This window comes from Streptomyces sp. NPDC005775 (assembly GCF_042871565.1).
Lineage (GTDB): Bacteria > Actinomycetota > Actinomycetes > Streptomycetales > Streptomycetaceae > Streptomyces.
This window is the reverse complement of sequence record NZ_JBIAIU010000015.1, coordinates 88,381-107,848: the sequence shown is the minus strand read 5'-3', so window position 1 is coordinate 107,848 and position 19,468 is coordinate 88,381. Positions and strand designations below refer to the sequence as shown.

Annotated in this window: 16 protein-coding genes and 1 tRNA gene; 10 read left to right on the top strand and 7 right to left on the bottom strand. The window is 71.4% G+C overall.

Annotation, left to right across the window (positions count from 1 at the left end):
- Positions 1–5 precede the first annotated feature (5 nt).
- Positions 6–941 (bottom strand): NAD-dependent epimerase/dehydratase family protein, encoded by a 936-nt coding sequence (locus ACFYPA_RS29940; RefSeq protein ID WP_389135430.1) that lies wholly within the window; start codon positions 939–941, stop codon positions 6–8.
- Positions 942–1,011: 70 nt separating this feature from the next.
- On the opposite strand from ACFYPA_RS29940, the gene ACFYPA_RS29935 reads away from it, so the two are divergent.
- Positions 1,012–1,998: a LysR family transcriptional regulator gene (locus ACFYPA_RS29935; RefSeq protein WP_359082800.1), complete on the top strand. Its 987-nt coding sequence runs from the start codon at positions 1,012–1,014 to the stop codon at positions 1,996–1,998.
- 162 nt (positions 1,999–2,160) lie between these two features.
- On the opposite strand, the gene ACFYPA_RS29930 is transcribed toward ACFYPA_RS29935, so the two are convergent.
- Positions 2,161–3,618 carry an MFS transporter gene (locus ACFYPA_RS29930; protein WP_359082798.1) on the bottom strand — a complete coding sequence of 486 codons (1,458 nt, stop codon included), beginning with the start codon at positions 3,616–3,618 and terminating at the stop codon, positions 2,161–2,163.
- Positions 3,619–3,790: 172 nt separating this feature from the next.
- Between ACFYPA_RS29930 and ACFYPA_RS29925 the strand changes: the two genes are divergently transcribed.
- Positions 3,791–4,246 carry a MarR family transcriptional regulator gene (locus ACFYPA_RS29925; protein WP_359082796.1) on the top strand — a complete coding sequence of 152 codons (456 nt, stop codon included), beginning with the start codon at positions 3,791–3,793 and terminating at the stop codon, positions 4,244–4,246.
- Between the two features lie 67 nt (positions 4,247–4,313).
- Here the strand turns inward: ACFYPA_RS29925 and ACFYPA_RS29920 are convergent, their stop codons facing one another.
- The 3 genes from ACFYPA_RS29920 to ACFYPA_RS29910 all read right to left on the bottom strand — a co-directional run bounded on the left by ACFYPA_RS29920 (position 4,314) and on the right by ACFYPA_RS29910 (position 8,768).
- Positions 4,314–5,207, bottom strand: coding sequence for a cellulose-binding protein (locus tag ACFYPA_RS29920; RefSeq protein ID WP_359315119.1), 894 nt, complete (start codon positions 5,205–5,207; stop codon positions 4,314–4,316).
- 193 nt (positions 5,208–5,400) lie between these two features.
- Positions 5,401–7,785: an SUKH-4 family immunity protein gene (locus tag ACFYPA_RS29915; protein WP_389135425.1), complete on the bottom strand. Its 2,385-nt coding sequence runs from the start codon at positions 7,783–7,785 to the stop codon at positions 5,401–5,403.
- Between the two features lie 5 nt (positions 7,786–7,790).
- Complete coding sequence (locus ACFYPA_RS29910) at positions 7,791–8,768, bottom strand: SMI1/KNR4 family protein (RefSeq protein WP_359082792.1); 978 nt, start codon at positions 8,766–8,768, stop codon at positions 7,791–7,793.
- Positions 8,769–9,072: 304 nt separating this feature from the next.
- Between ACFYPA_RS29910 and ACFYPA_RS29905 the strand changes: the two genes are divergently transcribed.
- Positions 9,073–9,606, top strand: a complete 534-nt coding sequence (locus ACFYPA_RS29905; protein WP_359082791.1) for a YwqJ-related putative deaminase — start codon at positions 9,073–9,075, stop codon at positions 9,604–9,606.
- A gap of 10 nt (positions 9,607–9,616) precedes the next feature.
- On the top strand, positions 9,617–10,162 hold the full coding sequence (locus ACFYPA_RS29900) for an SUKH-3 domain-containing protein (RefSeq protein ID WP_359354491.1): 546 nt from the start codon (positions 9,617–9,619) through the stop codon (positions 10,160–10,162).
- Positions 10,163–10,196: 34 nt separating this feature from the next.
- Here ACFYPA_RS29900 and ACFYPA_RS29895 read toward each other — a convergent pair whose 3' ends face one another.
- Complete coding sequence (locus ACFYPA_RS29895) at positions 10,197–11,507, bottom strand: histidine kinase (RefSeq protein ID WP_359082788.1); 1,311 nt, start codon at positions 11,505–11,507, stop codon at positions 10,197–10,199.
- Between the two features lie 199 nt (positions 11,508–11,706).
- Between ACFYPA_RS29895 and ACFYPA_RS29890 the strand changes: the two genes are divergently transcribed.
- The 6 genes from ACFYPA_RS29890 to ACFYPA_RS29865 all read left to right on the top strand — a co-directional run bounded on the left by ACFYPA_RS29890 (position 11,707) and on the right by ACFYPA_RS29865 (position 16,469).
- Positions 11,707–11,778: transfer RNA gene (locus ACFYPA_RS29890), tRNA-Gln, on the top strand.
- Positions 11,779–11,886: 108 nt separating this feature from the next.
- Positions 11,887–13,335 carry a bifunctional UDP-N-acetylglucosamine diphosphorylase/glucosamine-1-phosphate N-acetyltransferase GlmU gene (gene glmU / locus ACFYPA_RS29885; RefSeq protein WP_389135420.1) on the top strand — a complete coding sequence of 483 codons (1,449 nt, stop codon included), beginning with the start codon at positions 11,887–11,889 and terminating at the stop codon, positions 13,333–13,335.
- Positions 13,336–13,455: 120 nt separating this feature from the next.
- Entirely contained in the window at positions 13,456–14,430 is a 975-nt protein-coding gene (locus ACFYPA_RS29880; RefSeq protein WP_219573288.1) for a ribose-phosphate diphosphokinase, read from the top strand.
- 215 nt (positions 14,431–14,645) lie between these two features.
- Positions 14,646–15,224, top strand: a complete 579-nt coding sequence (locus tag ACFYPA_RS29875; protein WP_359082786.1) for a 50S ribosomal protein L25/general stress protein Ctc — start codon at positions 14,646–14,648, stop codon at positions 15,222–15,224.
- Between the two features lie 105 nt (positions 15,225–15,329).
- A complete protein-coding gene (gene pth, locus ACFYPA_RS29870; protein WP_359082784.1) occupies positions 15,330–15,923 on the top strand; it encodes an aminoacyl-tRNA hydrolase in 594 nt (197 codons plus the stop codon).
- A 75-nt stretch (positions 15,924–15,998) separates the two neighbouring features.
- Complete coding sequence (locus ACFYPA_RS29865; protein WP_359082783.1) at positions 15,999–16,469, top strand: hypothetical protein; 471 nt, start codon at positions 15,999–16,001, stop codon at positions 16,467–16,469.
- Positions 16,470–16,552: 83 nt separating this feature from the next.
- Here ACFYPA_RS29865 and ppc read toward each other — a convergent pair whose 3' ends face one another.
- Entirely contained in the window at positions 16,553–19,282 is a 2,730-nt protein-coding gene (gene ppc / locus ACFYPA_RS29860) for a phosphoenolpyruvate carboxylase (RefSeq protein WP_359082782.1), read from the bottom strand.
- Positions 19,283–19,468 lie beyond the last annotated feature (186 nt).

The window sequence follows — 19,468 nt, the reverse complement described above, 5'->3', positions numbered from 1 at the left end:
GCTCCTCAGGCCGCAGGGGTGGTGGATACGGGGGTGGCGACGGCTGTGGGCAGCCAGTCGGCGGTGCGGGAGAAGACAAAGCCCAGCGCCTTCGCCCGGGCGTTGCTCATGGCGTAGTACCGGTCCGAGGAGAACGGGCCGGCCGGCTCGCCCGCGGCCACGGTCCGGTACACGGGCAGCCGGCCCGCCTCCCCGGCCAGGGCGGACACGACGTCACGCACGTCCAGCAGGCCGTCGGAACAGGCGTTCAGCGGGCCGGTGAAGCCGGTGGCCGTCGCCGCCCACCGGAGCAGGTCCGCCAGCTCCTCGTAGTGGATGAACACCGTGGGCAGCTCCCGCGCGCGCACGGCGATCTCCCTCCCCCCGGCGACGCGGTCGGCGTAGTACGCCAGCCGGCCGGTGAACTCCAGCGCTCCGCCGCCCAGTACGTGGGCGCTGCGCACGGAGGCGAAGTCGAACCGGCCGTCCCGGGTGAAGACGGCCTCCGCCTGCCGCTTGCCCTCGGCGTAGTGGTCCTCCAGGTAGGCGCCGTCATGCCACGGCAGGTCCGTGCGCACCGCCCACGTCGCCGGGTCGACGCGTTCCTCCGGCACCGGGGTGTCCCGCGCGTCGGCCGGCAGGGCGGCCGTGGCCGGGTCGTAGACCTCGATGGTGGACGTCATGACGTAGCGCCGGGTGCGGCCGGAGAAGACGCGGACGGCGCTCTCCGCCTGCACCGGGGTGTAACAGACCTGGTCGACGACCACGTCGAACGTGCGCGTGCCGAGCGCGGCGAGCAGGGCGGCCTCGTCGTCGCGGTCGGCGACGAGGTGCTCGACACCCGGGGGCGGCTTCGTGGAACCGCGGTTGATGACCGTGACCCGGTGCCCGGCGGCCCGCAGCCGCTGGACCAGGAGCTTGCCGAAGTACCGGCTACCGCCGATGACGCAGATCCTTTGCATGCCCCCATCCTGGAGACGTACCGTCACCGGCAGAAGTGTCGGCCTACTGGTCACGTCATAAGGAAAACTGTTGATCGATGTGCAGCGGCTCCGCGTCCTGCGGGCGGTGGCGGAGCACGGCAGCTTCAACCGGGCCGCTGCCGTCCTGCGCCTCACTCCCTCCGCGGTCTCGCAGCACGTGGCCGCCCTGGAGCGCGGTCTCGGCTCCCAGGTCGTCACCCGCAGCACGCGCGGAGTCATCCTCACCCCGGCCGGCCGGATCATGGTCGGCGCGGCCGAGTCGGTGGCCGCCGAGATCGAGCACGCCCGACAGCGGGTCGCCGAACTCGGCACGGGCCGGGTCCAGCTCACCGTCGCCACGTTCACCAGCGGAGGCAGGCTGCTGCTGCCCGGCGCCCTCACCCGGCTGACGGCCGCTCACCCCGGCACCGTCCTGCACGTCCGGGAGTACGAGCCCGAGGACAGCCTGCCGCTGGTCCGCCAGGGCGCCGTGGACCTCGCGCTCGCCTACCACTTCGACGGGCCACTGCCCGGGCGGCCGGGTGGCAGCACCGCGCTGGAGTGGACCGCGCTCATGGACGACCCGCTGCACGTCGTCCTGCCCCAGGGGCACCACCTGGCCGGACGCGAGGCGCTCGACCTGGCCGAGCTGGCGGCCGAACCGTGGGTGCTCGGCTGTCTCAAGACCGAGGCGTACCTGCGTCGTTACGCCGAGCGGGCCGGTTTCACCCCCGAGGTGCGCGGCACCACGACCGATTACTTCTTCGCCCGCTCGCTCGTCGCGGCGCGCGTGGGCGTCTCGCTGATCCCGTCCATCGCGCTGGCGCCGAAGGTGCCGGGCCTGTGCACCGTCCCGGTGAGGCCGCCGGCTCCGGCCCGGCACATCGGGGTGGCCGTCCTCGGCTCCCGCCGCGCCCGTGCGGAGGTCGCTGCTCTGGTACGCGCCCTGCGGGAGCAGGCGGCAGCCGGGCAGCCGTCCGCCCCTGCTGCCCGTGCCGTCCGGCCGGGCGGCACCGGCCCGGCCGGCGGCTCCCACCCCGCGGACCCGCGGGGCTGACGCGGACGCCCCCGCCCGCAGGCCGGACCGCGCCGCTCCCCGCCAGGTCCGCCCCGGCGCACGGCTCACACCTGGACCGGCGTACCGACGCCGAACGGCCCGGCCACGACCCGCACAGGGGTCGCAGCCGGGCCGTCGCCGTCCGGGGACGCGTGCCGCGGGTCAGCTCTTGGCCGCGGCCACCTCCGGCGTGGCGGTCGCTCCGGCCTTCTCGCCGGCGTCACCCGAACCGCGCAGGGCCGGGATGAACGAGGAGATCACCACGGCGACGAGGGCGACACCGCAGCCGAACATCAGGCCGGTACGGAACCCGGCCTCGGAGGTGAAGCTGTAGCCGGCCGTCTCCGTGGTCATCCCCGCGAGGACCGCACCGATGACAGCGGCGCCGATCGACGTGCCCAGCGAGCGCATGAGGGTGTTGAACCCGTTGGCGGCCGCCGTCTCGGACGCCGGGACCGAGCTCATGATGAGGGCGGGCATCGCACCATAAGCGAGGCCCACACCGCTGCTGCTGACCATGAGGAACAGCATCAGGCCCCAGGCGGAGCCCATCAGGAGGATGCCGAGCCCGTAGGCCGCGGCGATGACCAGTACTCCGGAGACCAGGGTGAACTTGGGGCCGCGGGCATCGGTGAGCTTTCCGCCGAGCGGGGAGATGATCATCATCATGAGGCCGCCGGGTGCCATCCACAGACCCGCCTGCAGCATCGACTGGCCCAGGCCGTAACCGGTGGCCTCGGGGAACTGCAGCAGCTGCGGCGCGATCAGCATGCCGGCGTACATACCGAAGCCGACGAAGAGCGACGCGAGGTTGGTGATCAGCACGCGGGGGCGGGCCGTCGTACGCAGGTCGACCAGCGGGTCCTTGGTGCGCAGCTCCCAGAAGCCCCAGCCGATGAGCACCACGACGGAGGCGGCGAACAGGCCGATCGTCGTCGCGGAGGTCCAGCCCCACTCGGAGCCCTTGGACACGGCGAGCAGCAGGCAGACCAGGCCGACGGCCAGGCCGAGGGCGCCGGGCACGTCGAAACGCTGCCCCTTGGCGGCGGCCGGAACGTCCGGGATCAGGAACCAGATCAGCGCGGAGACGATGAGGGCCAGCACCGCGGAACCCCAGAACAGCACCCGCCAGTTCGCGTACTGGGCGACCGCCGAGGCGATCGGCAGGCCGAGGGCGCCGCCGATGCCGAGCGAGGCGCTGACCAGCGCGATGGAGGAGCTCAGCTTCTCGCGCGGCACCACGTCACGCAGCAGGGCGATGCCGATCGGCACCATGCCCATGCCCATGCCCTGCAGACCGCGTCCGACGATCATCGGGACGACGGTGGACGAGAGCGCGCACACCACCGAGCCGGCGAACAGCGGCACCGAGCAGACGAGCAGCATCCGGCGCTTGCCCAGCAGGTCGCCCAGCCGCCCGGAGACCGGCACGCACACCGCGGAGACCAGCAGGGTCACCGTGATCACCCAGGCGGCATTGGACGACGACGTGTCGAGGAGCTTGGGCAGCTCGGCGATCAACGGCGTGACCAGGGTCTGCATGACCGACGCCACGATGCCGGCGAAGGCCAGGGTGGCGATCACACCGCCTGATCTGGACGTCGGCTGGGGGGCATCCATGAAGAGGGACTCCTTGAGGTCGTGATCCCGTCTACCGGGACAGCGACGTGCATCGTACATGCCCGATGTGTCATACACACCACGTGTCCAGTACACATCGCGTGAGAGCATGAGCCGCCGCTCAGAATCCGACGCGGGACCGACCCCGGCGCAGAAGCAGGAGGCCGCAGACATGTCCAGGCCCACAGAAGAGGTGGAGTACGAGCAGATGCTGCTCGGACGCCACAGCCTCGCCGACCACCGGGGCGGACGCCACAAGTACGCCCTCCTCGACCGGAGCGCCTACATCCTGCTGAGCCGCCTCCGCGTCCAGGGCCCCATGTCCAACGGCGAACTGAGCGACGCCTTCGGCCTCGACGCCTCCACCCTCAACCGCCAGACCGCAGCGGTGACCCGCGCCGGACTCGCCGAACGCATCCCCGATCCCGACGGTGGCATGGCCCGCAAGTTCCGCATCACCGAGCAGGGCACCAAGCTCCTCGACGCGGAACGCGAGCGCGTCGTCCTCTCCCTGGACCAGGTCATGCACGACTGGCCGGAGGACGACATCGCCGCCTTCGCCGCCTACCTCAAGCGCTTCAACAGCAGCATCGAACAACTCTCCAAGCGCCCCTGGCCACGCCCCTGACCCACCACCGGGCACGAGCGGACGAGACCGGGCCCCTGGAGACTGACGCCGGGCCGGGCGGGGCGCCTCAGTCCTCCGCCGGAGTCACCCGCCCGGTGAGCGCCGCCAGCGAATGGCGCACGTGCGCCATGTGCGCCTGCACGTCCTCGCGCCCCTCCTCGTGCTCGCGCAGGATCCGCTCCGTCTCCCGCACCACCCGCTCCTCCCGCACCCGGGCCCCCGCGACCAGCTCGGCCCCCTGCGCCTCGGCGTCCTCCTGACCGTGCCGCGCGGCCTCCTCGGCCTCGGCCAGCGCGCGCCGCGCCGCGGCAAGACCCGCCTCCGCCCGCTCCGTCAGCTCCACGTGCTCCGCCGACTGCGCCGCCTCCGCGTCCGCCAACTCCTGCTCGGCGGCCTTCCAGCGCTCACCGTGCTCCTGCTCCTGATGCGCCAGCACACTCGCCGTACGGCTCACGGTCGCCGCCATCGCGGCCTCCGCCTCCTCACGTACCTGCGCAGCCTCCAGCCTCGCCGCGGCCAGCTCCTCACCCGCCGCGCCCTCAGCAGCAGCCAGCACCTGCTCCGCGCGGCCCGTCGCCGCCGCCCGCATCGCCTCCGCGTCGGCCCTCGCCGACTCGCGCAAGGCCCGTGCCGCCGCGTCCACCTCGTCCCGCAGCGCCTGCGCCTCCTCGGCGGCAGCAGCCCGGAGCGTCTCCGCCTCGCCCTCGGCCAGCGCCAGGATCCGCTGCGCCCGCTCCCCCAGCGACGCGTAGTCCTGCGGCGCCAGCGTGGCGACGACCTCGTCCAGCCGCGCCGACTCGGCCACCAGCGTCTCCACCAGCTCCGTCAGGCGCGCCACCTGCTCCCGCGCCCCGTCCCGCTCCGCCGACAGCGCGGCCACCGTCCGGTCCACCTGCTCCGGACGGTAACCACGGCCGCGTACGCCGACGAAGCCGTGCGCGGACACCGGTGCAGAACTCATCCTTGACGCCTCTTTCCGACTCTCCGACCACCGAGCAATACGTCAAGGATGCGGCAATTGGTCAAGAAGTCGGAATCGTTTCGACGCTTTCCGGACGGAAGCGACAGGCATCACAACCCACAGAAGGGGTGTGGCGCCCCTCCCCCACAGGGAAGGGGCGCCACACCCCGGCACTACCGCAAGGACCGGCCCGTCAGATCAGCCCGTCCCACATCTGCTCCAGCAACACCGACCACCAGCTCTCCGGCGACGCCAGAGCCGCCGGGTCGACCGCCGCCAGCTGCGCCTGGAAATCGACCGTCCAACGACCCGCCTGCTCCGGATTCAGCCCGTACCGCAGCCGCCACATCCGGCCCAGCAACGCCATCGAACGCGCGAACTCCGGCAACCCCGTGTTCACGAACTGCGGCGGCACCGACTGCCCGCCCGGACCCGCCTCCACCGGCACGGCCACGATGTTCGCCGTCCCGTACTGCACACAGATCGCCCGGCCGAAGTCCGAACCCATCACCAGGTACGACCCCGCGTCGGGAGCCGCCTGCACCTGCCGCTGCGCCGCCAGTTCCGCCAGCGTCGGCACGACCGGCTGACCCGGCTGCGCCCAGAAGAACGGCCCGAAGTCGGCGGGCAGCCCCGCCCACACCAGCGTCCGCGCCACGATCTCCGGCACACCCTGCCGGGACACCGCGCGCTGGTCGAAGCGCAGCACCCCCTGGGGGCCGAACGTCTGCAGCATCTCCTCCGCGATGGCCTCCGGCGGCACCTGCACCGCCGGCGGCACCGGCGGCAACGGAGCCCGCACCGGCGCCGGACGCGCCGGACCGTCCGCCACCTGATGCAACTCACCCTGATGCGTCAGCAGATGCTGCATGCCCTGCTGCCGGCTCGCGTGATCCGTTCCGTACGGAGCGACACTCGTGATCCGCACCTGCGGCCACGTCTCACGGATCATCCGGGCGCAGTAACCACCCGGCAGCTCGCACGACTCCAACTCCGTGTGCAGCTCGATGACCTGCTGCGGCGGCACGTTCATCGCCCGCAACTCGTGCAGCATCTGCCACTCGGGGTGCGGAGTACCCGGCGCCGAACGACGGATCAGCTGCTGCTCGCTGCCGTCCGGACCGCGGTACCGCAGCACGGCCTGGTAGCCGGGGCCGACCGTCGGCTGACCGGCCGGCGCCTGCGGATACCCGTACGAGGGCGGCGGAGTGTGACCGGGCGGCGGTACGGGACCGGGGGCGCCCGGTCCCATCGGCGCACCGGGCGGACCGGGCGGGCCGGGCGGCTGCGGAGCCGACGGCCCCACCGGCCCCGGACCCGCGAGCATCGTCGCCGCATGGTGGACATTGCCCCCACCGGGCGGCGGCGTCGTACCGAGCGGCGCGGGCGGACCGGGCGGCGCGGGCGGCTGCGGCGCACCGGGAACGCCGGGCGGACCCGGCGGCCGCGGAGCCGACGGCCCGACCGCACCCGGCTCGGCGAACATCGTCGCCGCATGGTGCACATCGCCGCCACCGGGCGGCGGCGTCGAACCGGGGGGTGCGGGCGGCGCGGGCGGCTGCGGCGCACCGGGCGGACCCTGCTGCGACACGAGCTGCGTCGGCACGTACCCACCGGCCGGAGCACCCGGCGCACCCGGCCCCGAAGGCGGCGGCAACGGCACACCCGGCCGCGCACCCGGCGTACCGGGCGCACCCGGCGGCGGCGGAGTCGTCGAGCCACCACCCCGCGCACCACGGGGCGGGACGACGGCCTTGCTCGTCGCCTCGTCCGCGATATCACCGGAGCCGGGGCCGGCCCCGGGCCCGGACACGGGGCCCCGCCCCGGACCGGCCGGACGACCCGGAGCGGAACCGCCCGGCACCGAACCGCCCGGCCCGGAAGCCGGCGGCAGACCAGGAGCGATCGCCGTCTGCGGCAGCTGGCTGCCCCCCGACATCAACGCCGTCGGAGCATCGGCCGCCACCATCCGAGGCGGCACCCCGTCGTCGTCCGCACCCGAGAGCGGCGGCGCGAACACCGTGGCCGGCAAGCCGACCTCGCCCTCGTCGGACCCCGCGTTCGTATCGGTCCCCGCCCACGGAGTGGCCCCGACCGGCGGCTGCGGCGCCGACGCCGGAACACCCTCGGGAGCCGTCGGCTCATACGGAACGGCCGCAGGGCCGTGCGGAGGCGTCTGCCCCGCCGCCTCCGCACGCCGGTCCGGAATACCCAGCTTGTCCGCCGCCTCCTGGAGCCACTCCGGCGGGCTCAACAGGAACGACGTCTGATTCAGATCGATGCGCTGCGGCGGCTCCGGCTCCGACGGCACACCGGCCACGGACCCGTACTCCTCCTCGTACCGCCGGATCACCTCACCCACCGGCAGCCCCGGCCACAACGTCGCTTCGCCGCTGTCCCGCGCGATCACCAGCCGCTGCCGTCCACCGTCCGACACCGGACCCTCGGCACGGTCCTCGGCCCACACCACGAAACCCAGTTCGAACTCACGCACCCGCACCTCCCGGTGCTGATACGCCGCAACGTCACCGTTGACCCACTCGTCCGCCCGCTCCTGCGCCTGCGCAAAGGTCACCATCGCGCTCACCCCTCCACCGGGACAGCACGCGCGAAGCCGCCATCCACCATCAGGTTCGCCACCGTCTCCAGCTCCGGCGGATTACCCGCGAGACGCTGGAGGAACGCGTCGAAATCAACGCCGCACGGCAACAGCAGCCGGTCCACCCGCTCCTGCACACTCCAGCCGTCCTGATCGCGCGCGTCGTCGTACGCACAGAACCAGACCGAACCGACGCCGTCCCCACGGACCTTCACCGCGAGAATGCCGCCCTGGACGAAACCGACCCCCAGGTAATCCTTGGTCAGGTGGTCCCGCAGGCACTTGTTCACGTACACCAGGTCATTCACCCCGGCTTCCTCACGCACCGTGAAGAACGGCTGATCCACCAGGAGGCCGAGCTCCGCGTCGAGCGCCGCACCCACCGGAGCCGAACCGCCCGCCGCCTTCAGGAACGAACGGTACGCACCCGGCAGCCGGTAGCCGAGGTCCTCCTCGACGCCCTGGATCTGCTGCTCGCTCACCGCCACGGCACCCTTCGGCAACCGGAAGTGCGCGGGCCGGGTCTCCTGCAGCGGACGCGTGCCCCGCTTGTTCTGGTCCACCGCGGTCGTCGCCAGACCACCGTGATGCCGCAGCAACGCCTTCACCTCGACCGGGACCAGCTCCATCCGCCGGCCGCCCGGCACGTGATGCCAGGTCCAGCCGTGCGGAGTGGCCACCGCGGGAATCGTGCCCCACAGCTCGTGACCGCTCGCCGCCAGCGCCGCGTTCGCCGACACGTAGTCCGTGAGCCGCAGCTCATCCACACCGAACCCCTGCGGAGGCTCGGCGATCTCCGCGGCGGCGCGCGCGTACGGCGCGAACTCAGGACAGCCGTTCCCGTCCATACGCACACCTCTGGGGTGGCGGGACGCCCGGACCGGATCCGGGAAGTGCACGAGCTGCCCGGCGTAGGCCGCGTTCGGTGGCGGGGCTTGCTGCCCGAGCCGACCTGTCGTCATGGCGGTTGCCCCCTGCTGCGTCTGGCTGATGAGGACCGACCTGCCCACGGGGGCGGTCCAGGCACAGCCTATGCGGTGAGCCCGTGGCAGACCCCTCCCCTCCGCCCCACGACCACATCCGTCACCAACCGTCACAACGGGGTGACGGACGAGCGACGAACAGGCCACCGAACCGCGACACGCAGACACGTTTCACCGACCCAGCTTTCACAGGACCCGACACATTTGGCAGGCTGTCACCCGCATACACGGGGGCGTGCACATTCGGCAGCAGCCGCTGCGGGCACGGGAGGGACACAGCACCATGCACACCGCACACTCCGCACAGACCGTCACGACCGGGGACCCCCGACTCAGCTGGAGCACCAGCGAGAACGGCCACACCCCGCGTCTGACCCACCGCCGCGACGGCATCCTGCCCGCGGTGGCCGCAGCCCTGTCCGTACGCGGCGAAACCCTCACCTGCACCGCGGGCAAGGGCGACCAGCCACCCGTACTCCACCACCTCGTCCAGGACTTCCTCGACGCCCTTCCCACCGGACAGCGCGAACGCTTCACCGGCCGCTGCCCCGAAGCCATACTGCTCTCCCGGCACCTCACCGCCGCCGAGACCGGCCGCTCCAAACGAGCCCAGCGCAAGCCCCTCACCAACGGCGAAGCCCGGCGCGCCCTCAAACACGCCCGCCTCACGGCACGCCGCATCCGCGAGGACGGCGACCCCCTCCACGGCAGCTACGCGGCCCCCTGCCGCTCCTGCTCCGTCATGCTCGCCCACTTCGGCGTACGTCCCGTCGACCTCACCACGACCGGAGCGGCGGCCACCGCCGAGAAGGGCTGACCGCGCCCCCATGCAGGACCTCCCCGCACAAACAGGCCTCAGTAACCACGACCGCCACAGCTCCACCCGCTTCCCGGTCGCCGTCGACGCCGCCCTGCGCACCGCCGGCTGGCAACCCGGCCGCTGGGACATCCGCCAGGCCGAGGAGTGGGCCGACGCCCTGCGCTCCCACGCCTCACCCGCCGGACACCAGCACGCCGTCTTCCCCGCCGCCGTCGAGGCCTGGGCCGAATTCGGCGGACTCCGCATCACCGCCACCGCGCCCGGCCGGCAGATCGCCCCGCCGAACGTCCGGATCGACCCGCTGAGCGGACTCCACCTCGCCCGGACCCTGGGAGACCTCGGCCGCGCCCTCGAAACCGAGGTCGCGCCGCTCGGTGAAGAAGGAGACGGACAGGCCGTCATCGCCATCGACGCCGAGGGGCGGGTCTACAGCATCGACCACACCGGCGACTGGTACCTCGGCCCGGACATCGACCAGGCCCTCGCCACCCTGGTCACCGGAATCCAGCCGGAACGCCTCGTCCACACCGGCACCCCCGGCACCCAGGCGTAAGCCTCCGTGAGGGGTGGCGCCCCCGCGCCCGCCCTCACACGCCGGACGGACCGCACTCGTCCGGCAGGACCGCCGACACCCGGAATCCACCGGCATCCGTCGGCCCGGACACGAAGACGCCCCCCAGCCCCAGCACCCGCTCCCGCATACCGAGCAGCCCGTTGCCCCCGCTGGGCAGCCCCGCATCCGCCGTCGCCGCGTCCGACGGACCGTTCTCCACCTGCATCGCGACCTCGGCACCCCGGTGCGCGAGACGCACCCACGTCTTCGCCCCCGCCGCGTGCTTGTGCACGTTCGTCAGGGCCTCCTGCACCACCCGGTACGCCGTCTGCTCCACCTCCGGCGCGTACACCCGCGCCTCCCCCTCCACCGACAGCTCCACCGTCATCCCCGCCGCCCGCGACTCCCCCACGAGCGTCTCCATCTCCACCAGCCGCGGCCCGTCCTCCGTCGCCACCGGCACCGCACGCCCCACGGAAGCCAACGGCACCTGCGTCACCCGCGTGACCATGGGCTCTCCCGTACGCAGCACCCCGAGCATCTCGCGCAGCTCGGTCAACGCCTGCCGCCCCATGTCACCCACCAGCGCGGCGTTCCGGACCGCCTTCGCCGGATCCTTCGGCGCCACCGCCTGCAGAGCCGCCGCGTGCACCACCATCAGACTCACCCGGTGCGCGACCACGTCATGCATCTCACGGGCGATCCGGGTCCGCTCCTCCGTACGCGCCCACTCCGCCCGCTCCTCCGCCCGGTCCGCGAGCAACGACAACTCCCGCTCCAGCGAATCCGCCCGCTCCCGCAAGCTCTCCATCAGCCGGCGCCGCGCCCCTATGTAGAGGCCGAACAGCACCGGCGGCGCGCTCAGGCCCAACGCCATGAAGAGGGACACCATCGGCACGTACCAGTCACCGGGCCCGAAGTCCGCGTCGGCGTCGACGCCCTGCCGCAGCCGCACGTACGTGACGATGAACATCCCCACCAGCGACATGCTCATCAGCACCGCGGTGATCCGCCGCGGCACCTCGGACGCGGCCAGTGTGTACAGACCGACCAGGCCCATCAGGAAACCCATCTCGGCCGGCGTCGTCGCGATCGACACCAGCACCACGGCGATCGGCCACTTCCGGCGCACCAGCAGCACGGACCCCGCAAGCAGCCCGAACAGCACGCCCACCGGCACCGGCAGCCCGGTGTCCCCCGCGAACACCACCCCTTCCAACCCACACTCCAGCGCCGAAGCCAGCGCCAGCCCCACATCCAGTGCGACACTCCGTCGCCGTTCCCACCACCAGTAGCCGCGGGTGGTCGGTCCCGCCGCTTCCCGGTCTGCCCCCGTTGCGGTCATGGCATCCAGCGTACGGGCGGGCGCATCTCATTTTCGGGTGACCTGCGCAGCACGTCCGCCGTCGAACGGAATCGAATGAGCGGCGCTTCGCGCGAACAAAAGCGCGGACCTATACCGTCGCATTGAGGGTCGGCGGTACGGCATAGTGTTGCGTGCCGATCCGACGTCCTGACGCAATGTCCGGTTAGTTCGGAGTTATTCCCCCATGGTGTAATTGGCAGCACAGTAGCTTTTGGTGCTATTTGTCCGGGTTCAAGTCCTGGTGGGGGAGCACCTCGTCGCGGGCCCCGACCAACCGGTCGGGGCCCGCACTCATGTCCGTCCCATCGCCCCCCGGTATCCTGCGGATGTCCATCACCCGAAGCCGAAGGACCCATCCGTGAGCTCCGTACGCCCGGCAGCCGTCGTCGTCCTCGCAGCGGGTGAGGGCACCCGCATGAAGTCGAAGACCCCCAAGGTCCTGCACGAGATCTCCGGGCGCTCGCTCGTCGGTCATGTCGTCGCCGCGTCCCGCGAACTGGACCCGCAGCACCTCGTCGTGGTCGTCGGCCACGCGAGCGAGCAGGTCACCGCCCACCTCACCGCCGCGGACGCCCAGGTGCGCACCGCCTACCAGGCCGAGCAGAAGGGCACCGGTAACGCGGTGCGCGTCGGCCTCGACGAGCTGGGCGGGACCGTCGACGGCACCGTGATCGTCGTCTGCGGCGACACCCCCCTGCTGGCCGGCGGGACGCTGGCCGCGCTCGCCGCCACCCACACCGCCGACGGCAACGCCGTCACCGTGCTCAGCGCCGAGGTCCCCGACGCGACCGGCTACGGGCGGATCGTCCGCGACGCGGCGACCGGCGCGGTCACCGAGATCGTCGAGCACAAGGACGCCACCGACGCGCAGCGGGCGATCCGGGAGATCAACTCCGGGGTGTTCGCGTTCGACGGCCGGCTGCTCACGGACGCGCTCGCCAAGGTCCGCACCGACAACAGCCAGGGTGAGGAGTACCTCACGGACGTGCTGTCCATCCTGCGCGAGGCCGGGCACCGGGTCGGCGCCTCGGTCGCCGGGGACCACCGGGAGATCCTCGGGATCAACAACCGGGTGCAGCTCGCCGAGGCCCGACGGCTGCTGAACCAGCGGCTGCTGGAGCGGGCGATGACGGCGGGTGTGACGGTGGTGGATCCGGCGTCGACGCTGATCGAGGTGACCGTGACGTTCGAGCGGGACGCGATCGTGCACCCGGGTACGCAGCTGCTCGGTGCCACGCACCTCGCGGAGGACGCCGAGGTGGGTCCGAACACGCGGCTGAAGGACACCGTCGTGGGTGCGGGTGCGCGGGTGGACAACACGGTCGCGGACCGGGCCGAGGTGGGCGCCGGTGCGACGGTCGGTCCGTTCGCCTATCTGCGGCCGGGTACGAAGCTGGGCGCGAAGTCCAAGGCCGGTACGTACGTGGAGATGAAGAACGCCACGATCGGTGAGGGGGCGAAGGTCCCGCACCTGTCGTACGTGGGTGACGCGACGATCGGTGATCACACGAACATCGGTGCGGCGAGCGTCTTCGTGAACTACGACGGCGTGCACAAGCACCACACGACGATCGGCTCGCACTGCCGGACCGGTTCGGACAATATGTTTGTGGCGCCTGTCACGGTCGGGGACGGCGTCTACACCGCGGCCGGCTCGGTCATCACGAAGGACGTGCCCGCCGGCTCGCTGGCCGTGGCCCGCGGCCAGCAAAGGAATATCGAGGGCTGGGTGGCCCGTAAGCGTCCGGGGAGTGCGGCCGCGCAGGCGGCTCAGGCCGCGGCGGAGGACACCGGCAGCGAAAGCTGACCGGAAACAGGTGCGTCGCGCACGGCGTACCGTGATAGATGCTCACCCCATTTCGGCTGGCTCGTTGCACTTCGGGACATCTGCGTGCAGTGCCAGAAACACGTCTGAGGAGACTGTGCTGTGACCGGGATCAAGACGACCGGCGAGAAGAAGCTGATGCTCTTCTCCGGCCGCGCCCACCCCGAGCTGGCCGAGGAGGTTGCGCACCAGCTGGGTGTGGGCCTCGTGCCGACGAAGGCCTTCGATTTCGCCAACGGTGAGATCTACGTCCGCTTCCAGGAGTCCGCCCGCGGCGCCGACTGCTTCCTGATCCAGAGCCACACGGCTCCGATCAACAAGTGGATCATGGAGCAGCTGATCATGCTGGACGCGCTGAAGCGCGCGTCGGCCCGTTCCATCACGGTGATCGTGCCGTTCTACGGTTACGCCCGTCAGGACAAGAAGCACCGTGGGCGCGAGCCGATCTCGGCGCGTCTGATCGCGGACCTGATGAAGACGGCGGGTGCGGACCGGATACTGACCGTCGATCTGCACACCGACCAGATCCAGGGCTTCTTCGACGGTCCGGTCGACCACCTGTTCGCGCTGCCGATCCTGGCCGACTACGTCGGTGCGAAGGTCGACCGTTCGAAGCTGACGATCGTCTCGCCGGACGCCGGCCGTGTGCGTGTCGCCGACCGCTGGTGCGACCGTCTGGACGCCCCGCTGGCGATCGTGCACAAGCGTCGCGACAAGGACGTGCCGAACCAGGTCAGCGTTCACGAGGTCGTGGGCAATGTGAAGGGCCGGGTCTGTGTCCTGGTCGACGACATGATCGACACGGGTGGCACGATCTGCGCCGCCGCGGACGCCCTGTTCGCTCACGGTGCCGAGGACGTCATAGTGACGGCGACGCACGGTGTGCTCTCGGGTCCGGCCGCCGACCGGCTGAAGAACTCGAAGGTGAGCGAGTTCGTCTTCACGGACAGCCTGCCGACGCCGGGCGAGCTGGAGATCGACAAGATCACGGTGCTGTCGATCGCGCCGACGATCGCGCGCGCGGTGCGTGAGGTCTTCGAGGACGGTTCGGTCACGAGCCTCTTCGAGGAGCAGTAGGCACTTCAGCGTGAGGCGCTCGCCCTCCGGGGCGAGGAGTGTCACGGAAGATCCACTTTGGGTGCGGCCTCCCCGCCGGGTAGACTCAGCGAGTTGCTCGGCGAGGGAGGCCGTACCCGTAGGTACGGCGGTCCGTTATCGACGCGCTCTTCGTAGCAGGCCTGTCGTGGGCCGGGTGACCATCCGTTGTTTGTCACCTTACGAGGAGTGCAGTCATGGCCGAGATCAAGCTCAACGCCGCGGTCCGTTCGGAGTTCGGCAAGGGCGCTGCCCGCCGCACCCGTCGCGCGAACCTGGTTCCCGCGGTCATCTACGGCCACGGCGCCGAGTCGGTGCACATCACGCTTCCGGCCCACGAGCTCGGCCTCGCGCTCCGTACGGCCAACGTCCTCATCGGCCTGGAGATCGACGGCAAGGACGCCCTGGTCATCCCGAAGGCCGTGCAGCGCAACGCCATCAAGGGCAACATCGAGCACGTCGACCTGCTGACCGTGAAGCGCGGCGAGAAGGTCGAGGTCGAGATCGCGGTGCACGTCGAGGGCGAGCTGGCCCCGGGCGGCAACCTGCTCGAGTACGTCCAGAACACCCTGCTCGTCGAGGCCGAGGCCACGCACATCCCCGAGTCCGTCACGGTCTCCATCGCGGGCCTGGACGCCGGTGACTCGATCCTCGCCAAGGACGTCCCGCTGCCCAAGGGTTCCGTGCTGGCCGGTGACGAGGACGCCGTCGTGCTCCAGGTCGTCGCCGCTCAGGTCGAGGAAGCCCCCGCCGAGGACGCTCCCGCCGAGGCCTGAGCCTTGCCCCACCTGCTTGACTGACGGGGTGGCGGATCTCCGCGAGGAGGCCCGCCACCCCGTTTCCCTGTCGCCACCCGCCCGTACGCGAGGAGACCCAGCGCGATGTCCGACGCCACCGACCCCTGGCTGATCGTGGGCCTGGGCAATCCCGGTCCCGAGTACGCGGCGAACCGGCACAACGTCGGTTTCATGGTCGCCGACCTCCTCGCGGAGCGGATCGGCGGGAAGTTCAAGCGGGCCCCCAAGGCGCAGGCGCAGGTGCTGGAGGGGCGGATCGGTCCGCCCGGGCCGTTGAGCCGCCGGGTGGTGGTGGCGAAGCCGATGTCGTACATGAATCTGTCGGGTGGCCCGGTGACGGCGCTGCGCGACTTCTACAAGGTGCCGCTGGATCATGTCGTGGCGGTGCACGACGAGCTGGACATCGACTACGGGACGCTGCGGCTGAAACTGGGTGGTGGCGACAACGGCCACAACGGGCTGAAGTCGATGACGAAGTCGATGGGTCCGGGTTATCACCGGATCCGGTTCGGGATCGGGCGTCCGCCGGGGCGGATGCAGGTCGCGGACTTCGTGCTGAAGGACTTCTCGTCGACGGAGCGCAAGGAGCTGGCGTTCCTGGTGGACCGGGCGGCGGACTCGGTGGAGTGCCTGTTGGCGGAGGGGCTGGAACGCGCGCAGGGCGCGTACAACTCCTGACATACCCGCTGGTAACCGGGCTGTTTTCAGCCACGGCTTGACCGACCGTAGGGGCCTGGCCAAAGATCGGCCCCCATGAAGCGGAGCACCTCCCACCGTGCCGTGCAGTACGGCCGCAGCGCAGCGCTCGGCTGTGTCGTCCTCCTGTTGCTCGTCGCAGGTGTGCTGTCCTCGTGGGACTCGGCGCACCACGTCGTGCTGGCGAAGGGCCGTGAGCACGGGACGATGACGGTGACGGGGTGCGGCAGTGAGGTCTGCACGGGTCCGTACACGCCGTCGGACGGCGGGTCGGCACGTTCCCGGGTGTCGGTCGACAAGTCCGTGGCGGCGAAGAAGGGTGATCGTTTCCCCGTCGTCGTGAAGCCGGACACCTTCGAGGTCGTACGGACCGGGACGCCGGGTTTCCTGCATGCGTGGGTGCCGCTGGGCGGTGCGCTGATCCTGGCCGGCCTGGTGATCGGCGGCGGTCTGCGGCTGCCCCGGGTCGGCTGGGGTACCGGGATCGCGGGCGGGGCCCTGCTGGTGGCGACGTTCATCGCCCTGTGAGAGCGCCCCGCCCGCGCACGCGTCCGAGTAACACCGCCTGATCGGACGGCGTTACTCGGACGGTGTTGACCGGACCGTGTTGATCAGCCGGTGTTACGGAGTCCGGCCGCGACGCCGTTGACGGTGAGCAGCAGGGCGCGGGCGAGCAGCGGGTCGGGTTCCTCGCCGCGTTCGGCCGCCTGGCGCTGGCGGGCCAGCAGGGACACCTGGAGGTAGGAGATCGGGTCCAGGTAGGCGTCGCGGATGGCGAAGGTCTGCTGGAGCACCGGGCTGGTGCTGAGCAGTTCGGTTCCGCCGGTGACCCTGAGGACCTCCTGCACGGTGAGGGCGTGCTCCGCCTCGATGACGTCGAAGACGTGCTTCAGCTCGTCGGGGACGAGGGTGTCGACGTAGTGGCGGGCGATGCGCAGGTCGGTCTTGGCGAGGGTCATCTCGACGTTGGAGAGGAAGTTCTGGAAGAAGTGCCACTGTTCGTGCATCTCGTCCAGGACGGTGTCGAGACCGGCCTCGCGCAGGGCCTTGAGGCCGGAGCCGACGCCGAACCAGCCGGGCACGATCTGCCGTGACTGGGTCCAGCCGAAGACCCACGGGATGGCGCGCAGTCCGTCGAGCGAGACGCCCGAGCCGGGGCGGCGGGAGGGCCGCGAGCCCAGGTGCAGGTCGGCGAGCTGGTCCACCGGGGTGGAGGCGAGGAAGTACGTCGGCAGGTCGGGGTCCTCGACCAGCTTGCGGTACGCGGCGTGGGCGGCGTCGGAGACGGTGTCCATGGCCGCGTCCCAGCGGGCCAGGGCCTCGTCGGACTGGCGGGGCGCGGTGTGCAGCGCGGAGGCCTGGAGGGTGGCCGCGACGGTCAGCTCCAGGTTCTCGCGGGCGAGCGCGGGGATGAGGTACTTGTCGGAGATGACCTCGCCCTGCTCGGTCACCTTGATCTCGCCCTCGAGCGTGCCCCAGGGCTGCGCGAGGATCGCGTCGTGCGAGGGGCCGCCGCCGCGGCCGACGGTGCCGCCGCGGCCGTGGAAGAGGCGCAGGCGTACGCCGTAGCGGTGGGCGACGTCGCGGAGCCGGCGCTGGGCGCGGTGGATCTCCCACTGGGAGGTGGTGATGCCGCCGAACTTGGAGGAGTCGGAGTAGCCGAGCATGACCTCCTGGACGTCGCCGCGCAGGGAGACGAGGCGGCGGTAGGAGGGGTCGGCGAGCATCTCGTCGAGGATGACGTCGGCGGCCTTGAGCTCGTCGGTGGTCTCCAGGAGCGGGACGATGCCGATCTTGGCCCAGCCGCCGTGGAGGTCGAGGAGTCCGGCTTCGCGGGCGAGGACGGCGGCGGCGAAGACGTCGTCGGCGCCCTGGCACATCGAGATGATGTAGGACTCGATGACTTCGGGGCCGAAGCGTTCGAAGGCCTGGCTGATGGTGTGGAAGACGCCGAGGGTCTTCTCGCCGGCGGCGTCGAGCGGGGCCGGGGTGGGGGCGAGCGGCCGGCGGGAGCGCAGTTCCTTGGCGAGGAGCTTCTGCCGGTAGTCGCGCGGCATGTCGGCGTAGCGCCAGGATTCCTCGCCGAGGCGGTCGAAGAGCTGGCCGAGCGCGTGGTGGTGGGCGTCGGCGTGTTCGCGTACGTCCATGGTGGCGAGCTGCAGGCCGAACGCGGCGAGGGTGCGGATGGTGCGGTCCATCCGGCCGTCGGCGACGATGCCGCCCTTGTGCGCGCGCAGGGAGGTCTGGATGAGGGCCAGGTCGGCGACGAGTTCGGCGGTGCCGAGGTAGTCGCAGCCGGGGCGGTGCGGGGTGCCGGAGGCGAGGCGCTCGCGGGTGTTGACGAGCTTCTGCCGGATGCAGGTGGCCTTGAGCCGGTAGGGCTCCTCCGCGTTCAGCCGCTTGTAGCGGGGGCTGATCTCCGGGAGGGCTTCCAGGTCGGCCTGGAGGGAGGCGAGGAGCTCGTCGGTGGCTCCGGTGTAGCGGATGGAGTTGGAGAGCAGTCCGCGGAGCTGGTCGACGAGTTCGAGGGCGTCGGTGATGCCGTGCTCGTGCTGGAGGATCAGTACTTCCCAGGTGACGGCGGGCGTCACGTTGGGGTTGCCGTCGCGGTCTCCGCCGATCCAGGTGCCGAAGGTGAGGGGGCGGGTGCCGGCGGGCAGTTCGACGCCGACGCGCTCGAGTTCGGCGGCCAGGTCCTCCAGGACGTCGCCCACGGCGTTGGCGTGGAGTTCGTCGAGGTAGTAGATGGCGTTGCGGGCCTCGTCGGCGGGCTCCGGGCGGACCACGCGCAGTTCGTCGGTCTGCCAGATGAGGTCGATGTTCTCGGCGAGCCGGATGTCCTGGCGGCGCCGGTCGGCCTCGATGACGGGGGTTTCGAGGAGTGCGGCGATGCGGCGGAGCTTGTTCAGCACGGAACGCCGGGCGGCTTCGGTGGGGTGTGCGGTGAAGACCGGCCGGACGTTGAGGTTCTTGACGGTCTCGCGCAGGTGCTGGGGGTCCGCGTCCTTGAGCCGGTCGGCGGTCCGGGCGAGGAGTCCGCCTTCGGCGGCGCGCCGGTCGCGCATCTCGTGGGCGCGGTGGACCTGCTCGGTGACGTTGGCGAGGTGGAAGTAGGTGGAGAAGGCCCGCACGAGCTGTGCGGCGGTCTCCAGGTCCGTGTCGCCGAGGAGCTCGGCCGCGGCCTCGCCGTCGGTGCGGGTGAGGGCGCGGACGCGCTCGACGAGGTCGAGGAGTTCCTGCCCCTCCTGGCGTACGAGGGTCTCGCCCAGCAGGTCGCCGAGGCGGCGGATGTCGGCGCGCAGCTCGGGGCTGGCGGCGGGGGTCTGGTCGGCACTGCTCACAGTGTGCGGCTCCTTGCAGTGGTTGAGCACGGGATCCGGGGCCGGCGGCTGGCAGCGGGTGCTGACGCGACCCCCCGGGTGGCAGGGTGCGGACCGCGCTGTCCGACCTCTCCAGGATAGGTGTCCGTGCTGTCGGTGCTGTTCGCGCCCCGAGAGGTGTCCGTTGTTCGTGGCGGGTACGTACGG

Excerpts from the sequence above, each read along its gene's own strand:
- ACFYPA_RS29940 (WP_389135430.1), bottom strand. The coding sequence starts at position 941 with ATGCAAAGGATCTGCGTCATCGGCGGTAGCCGGTACTTCGGCAAGCTC.
- ACFYPA_RS29930 (WP_359082798.1), bottom strand. The coding sequence starts at position 3,618 with ATGGATGCCCCCCAGCCGACGTCCAGATCAGGCGGTGTGATCGCCACC.
- ACFYPA_RS29925 (WP_359082796.1), top strand. The coding sequence starts at position 3,791 with ATGTCCAGGCCCACAGAAGAGGTGGAGTACGAGCAGATGCTGCTCGGA.
- ACFYPA_RS29920 (WP_359315119.1), bottom strand. The coding sequence starts at position 5,207 with ATGAGTTCTGCACCGGTGTCCGCGCACGGCTTCGTCGGCGTACGCGGC.
- ACFYPA_RS29915 (WP_389135425.1), bottom strand. The coding sequence starts at position 7,785 with ATGGTGACCTTTGCGCAGGCGCAGGAGCGGGCGGACGAGTGGGTCAAC.
- ACFYPA_RS29910 (WP_359082792.1), bottom strand. The coding sequence starts at position 8,768 with ATGACGACAGGTCGGCTCGGGCAGCAAGCCCCGCCACCGAACGCGGCC.
- ACFYPA_RS29905 (WP_359082791.1), top strand. The coding sequence starts at position 9,073 with ATGCACACCGCACACTCCGCACAGACCGTCACGACCGGGGACCCCCGA.
- ACFYPA_RS29900 (WP_359354491.1), top strand. The coding sequence starts at position 9,617 with ATGCAGGACCTCCCCGCACAAACAGGCCTCAGTAACCACGACCGCCAC.
- ACFYPA_RS29895 (WP_359082788.1), bottom strand. The coding sequence starts at position 11,507 with ATGACCGCAACGGGGGCAGACCGGGAAGCGGCGGGACCGACCACCCGC.
- ACFYPA_RS29875 (WP_359082786.1), top strand. The coding sequence starts at position 14,646 with ATGGCCGAGATCAAGCTCAACGCCGCGGTCCGTTCGGAGTTCGGCAAG.
- pth (WP_359082784.1), top strand. The coding sequence starts at position 15,330 with ATGTCCGACGCCACCGACCCCTGGCTGATCGTGGGCCTGGGCAATCCC.
- ACFYPA_RS29865 (WP_359082783.1), top strand. The coding sequence starts at position 15,999 with ATGAAGCGGAGCACCTCCCACCGTGCCGTGCAGTACGGCCGCAGCGCA.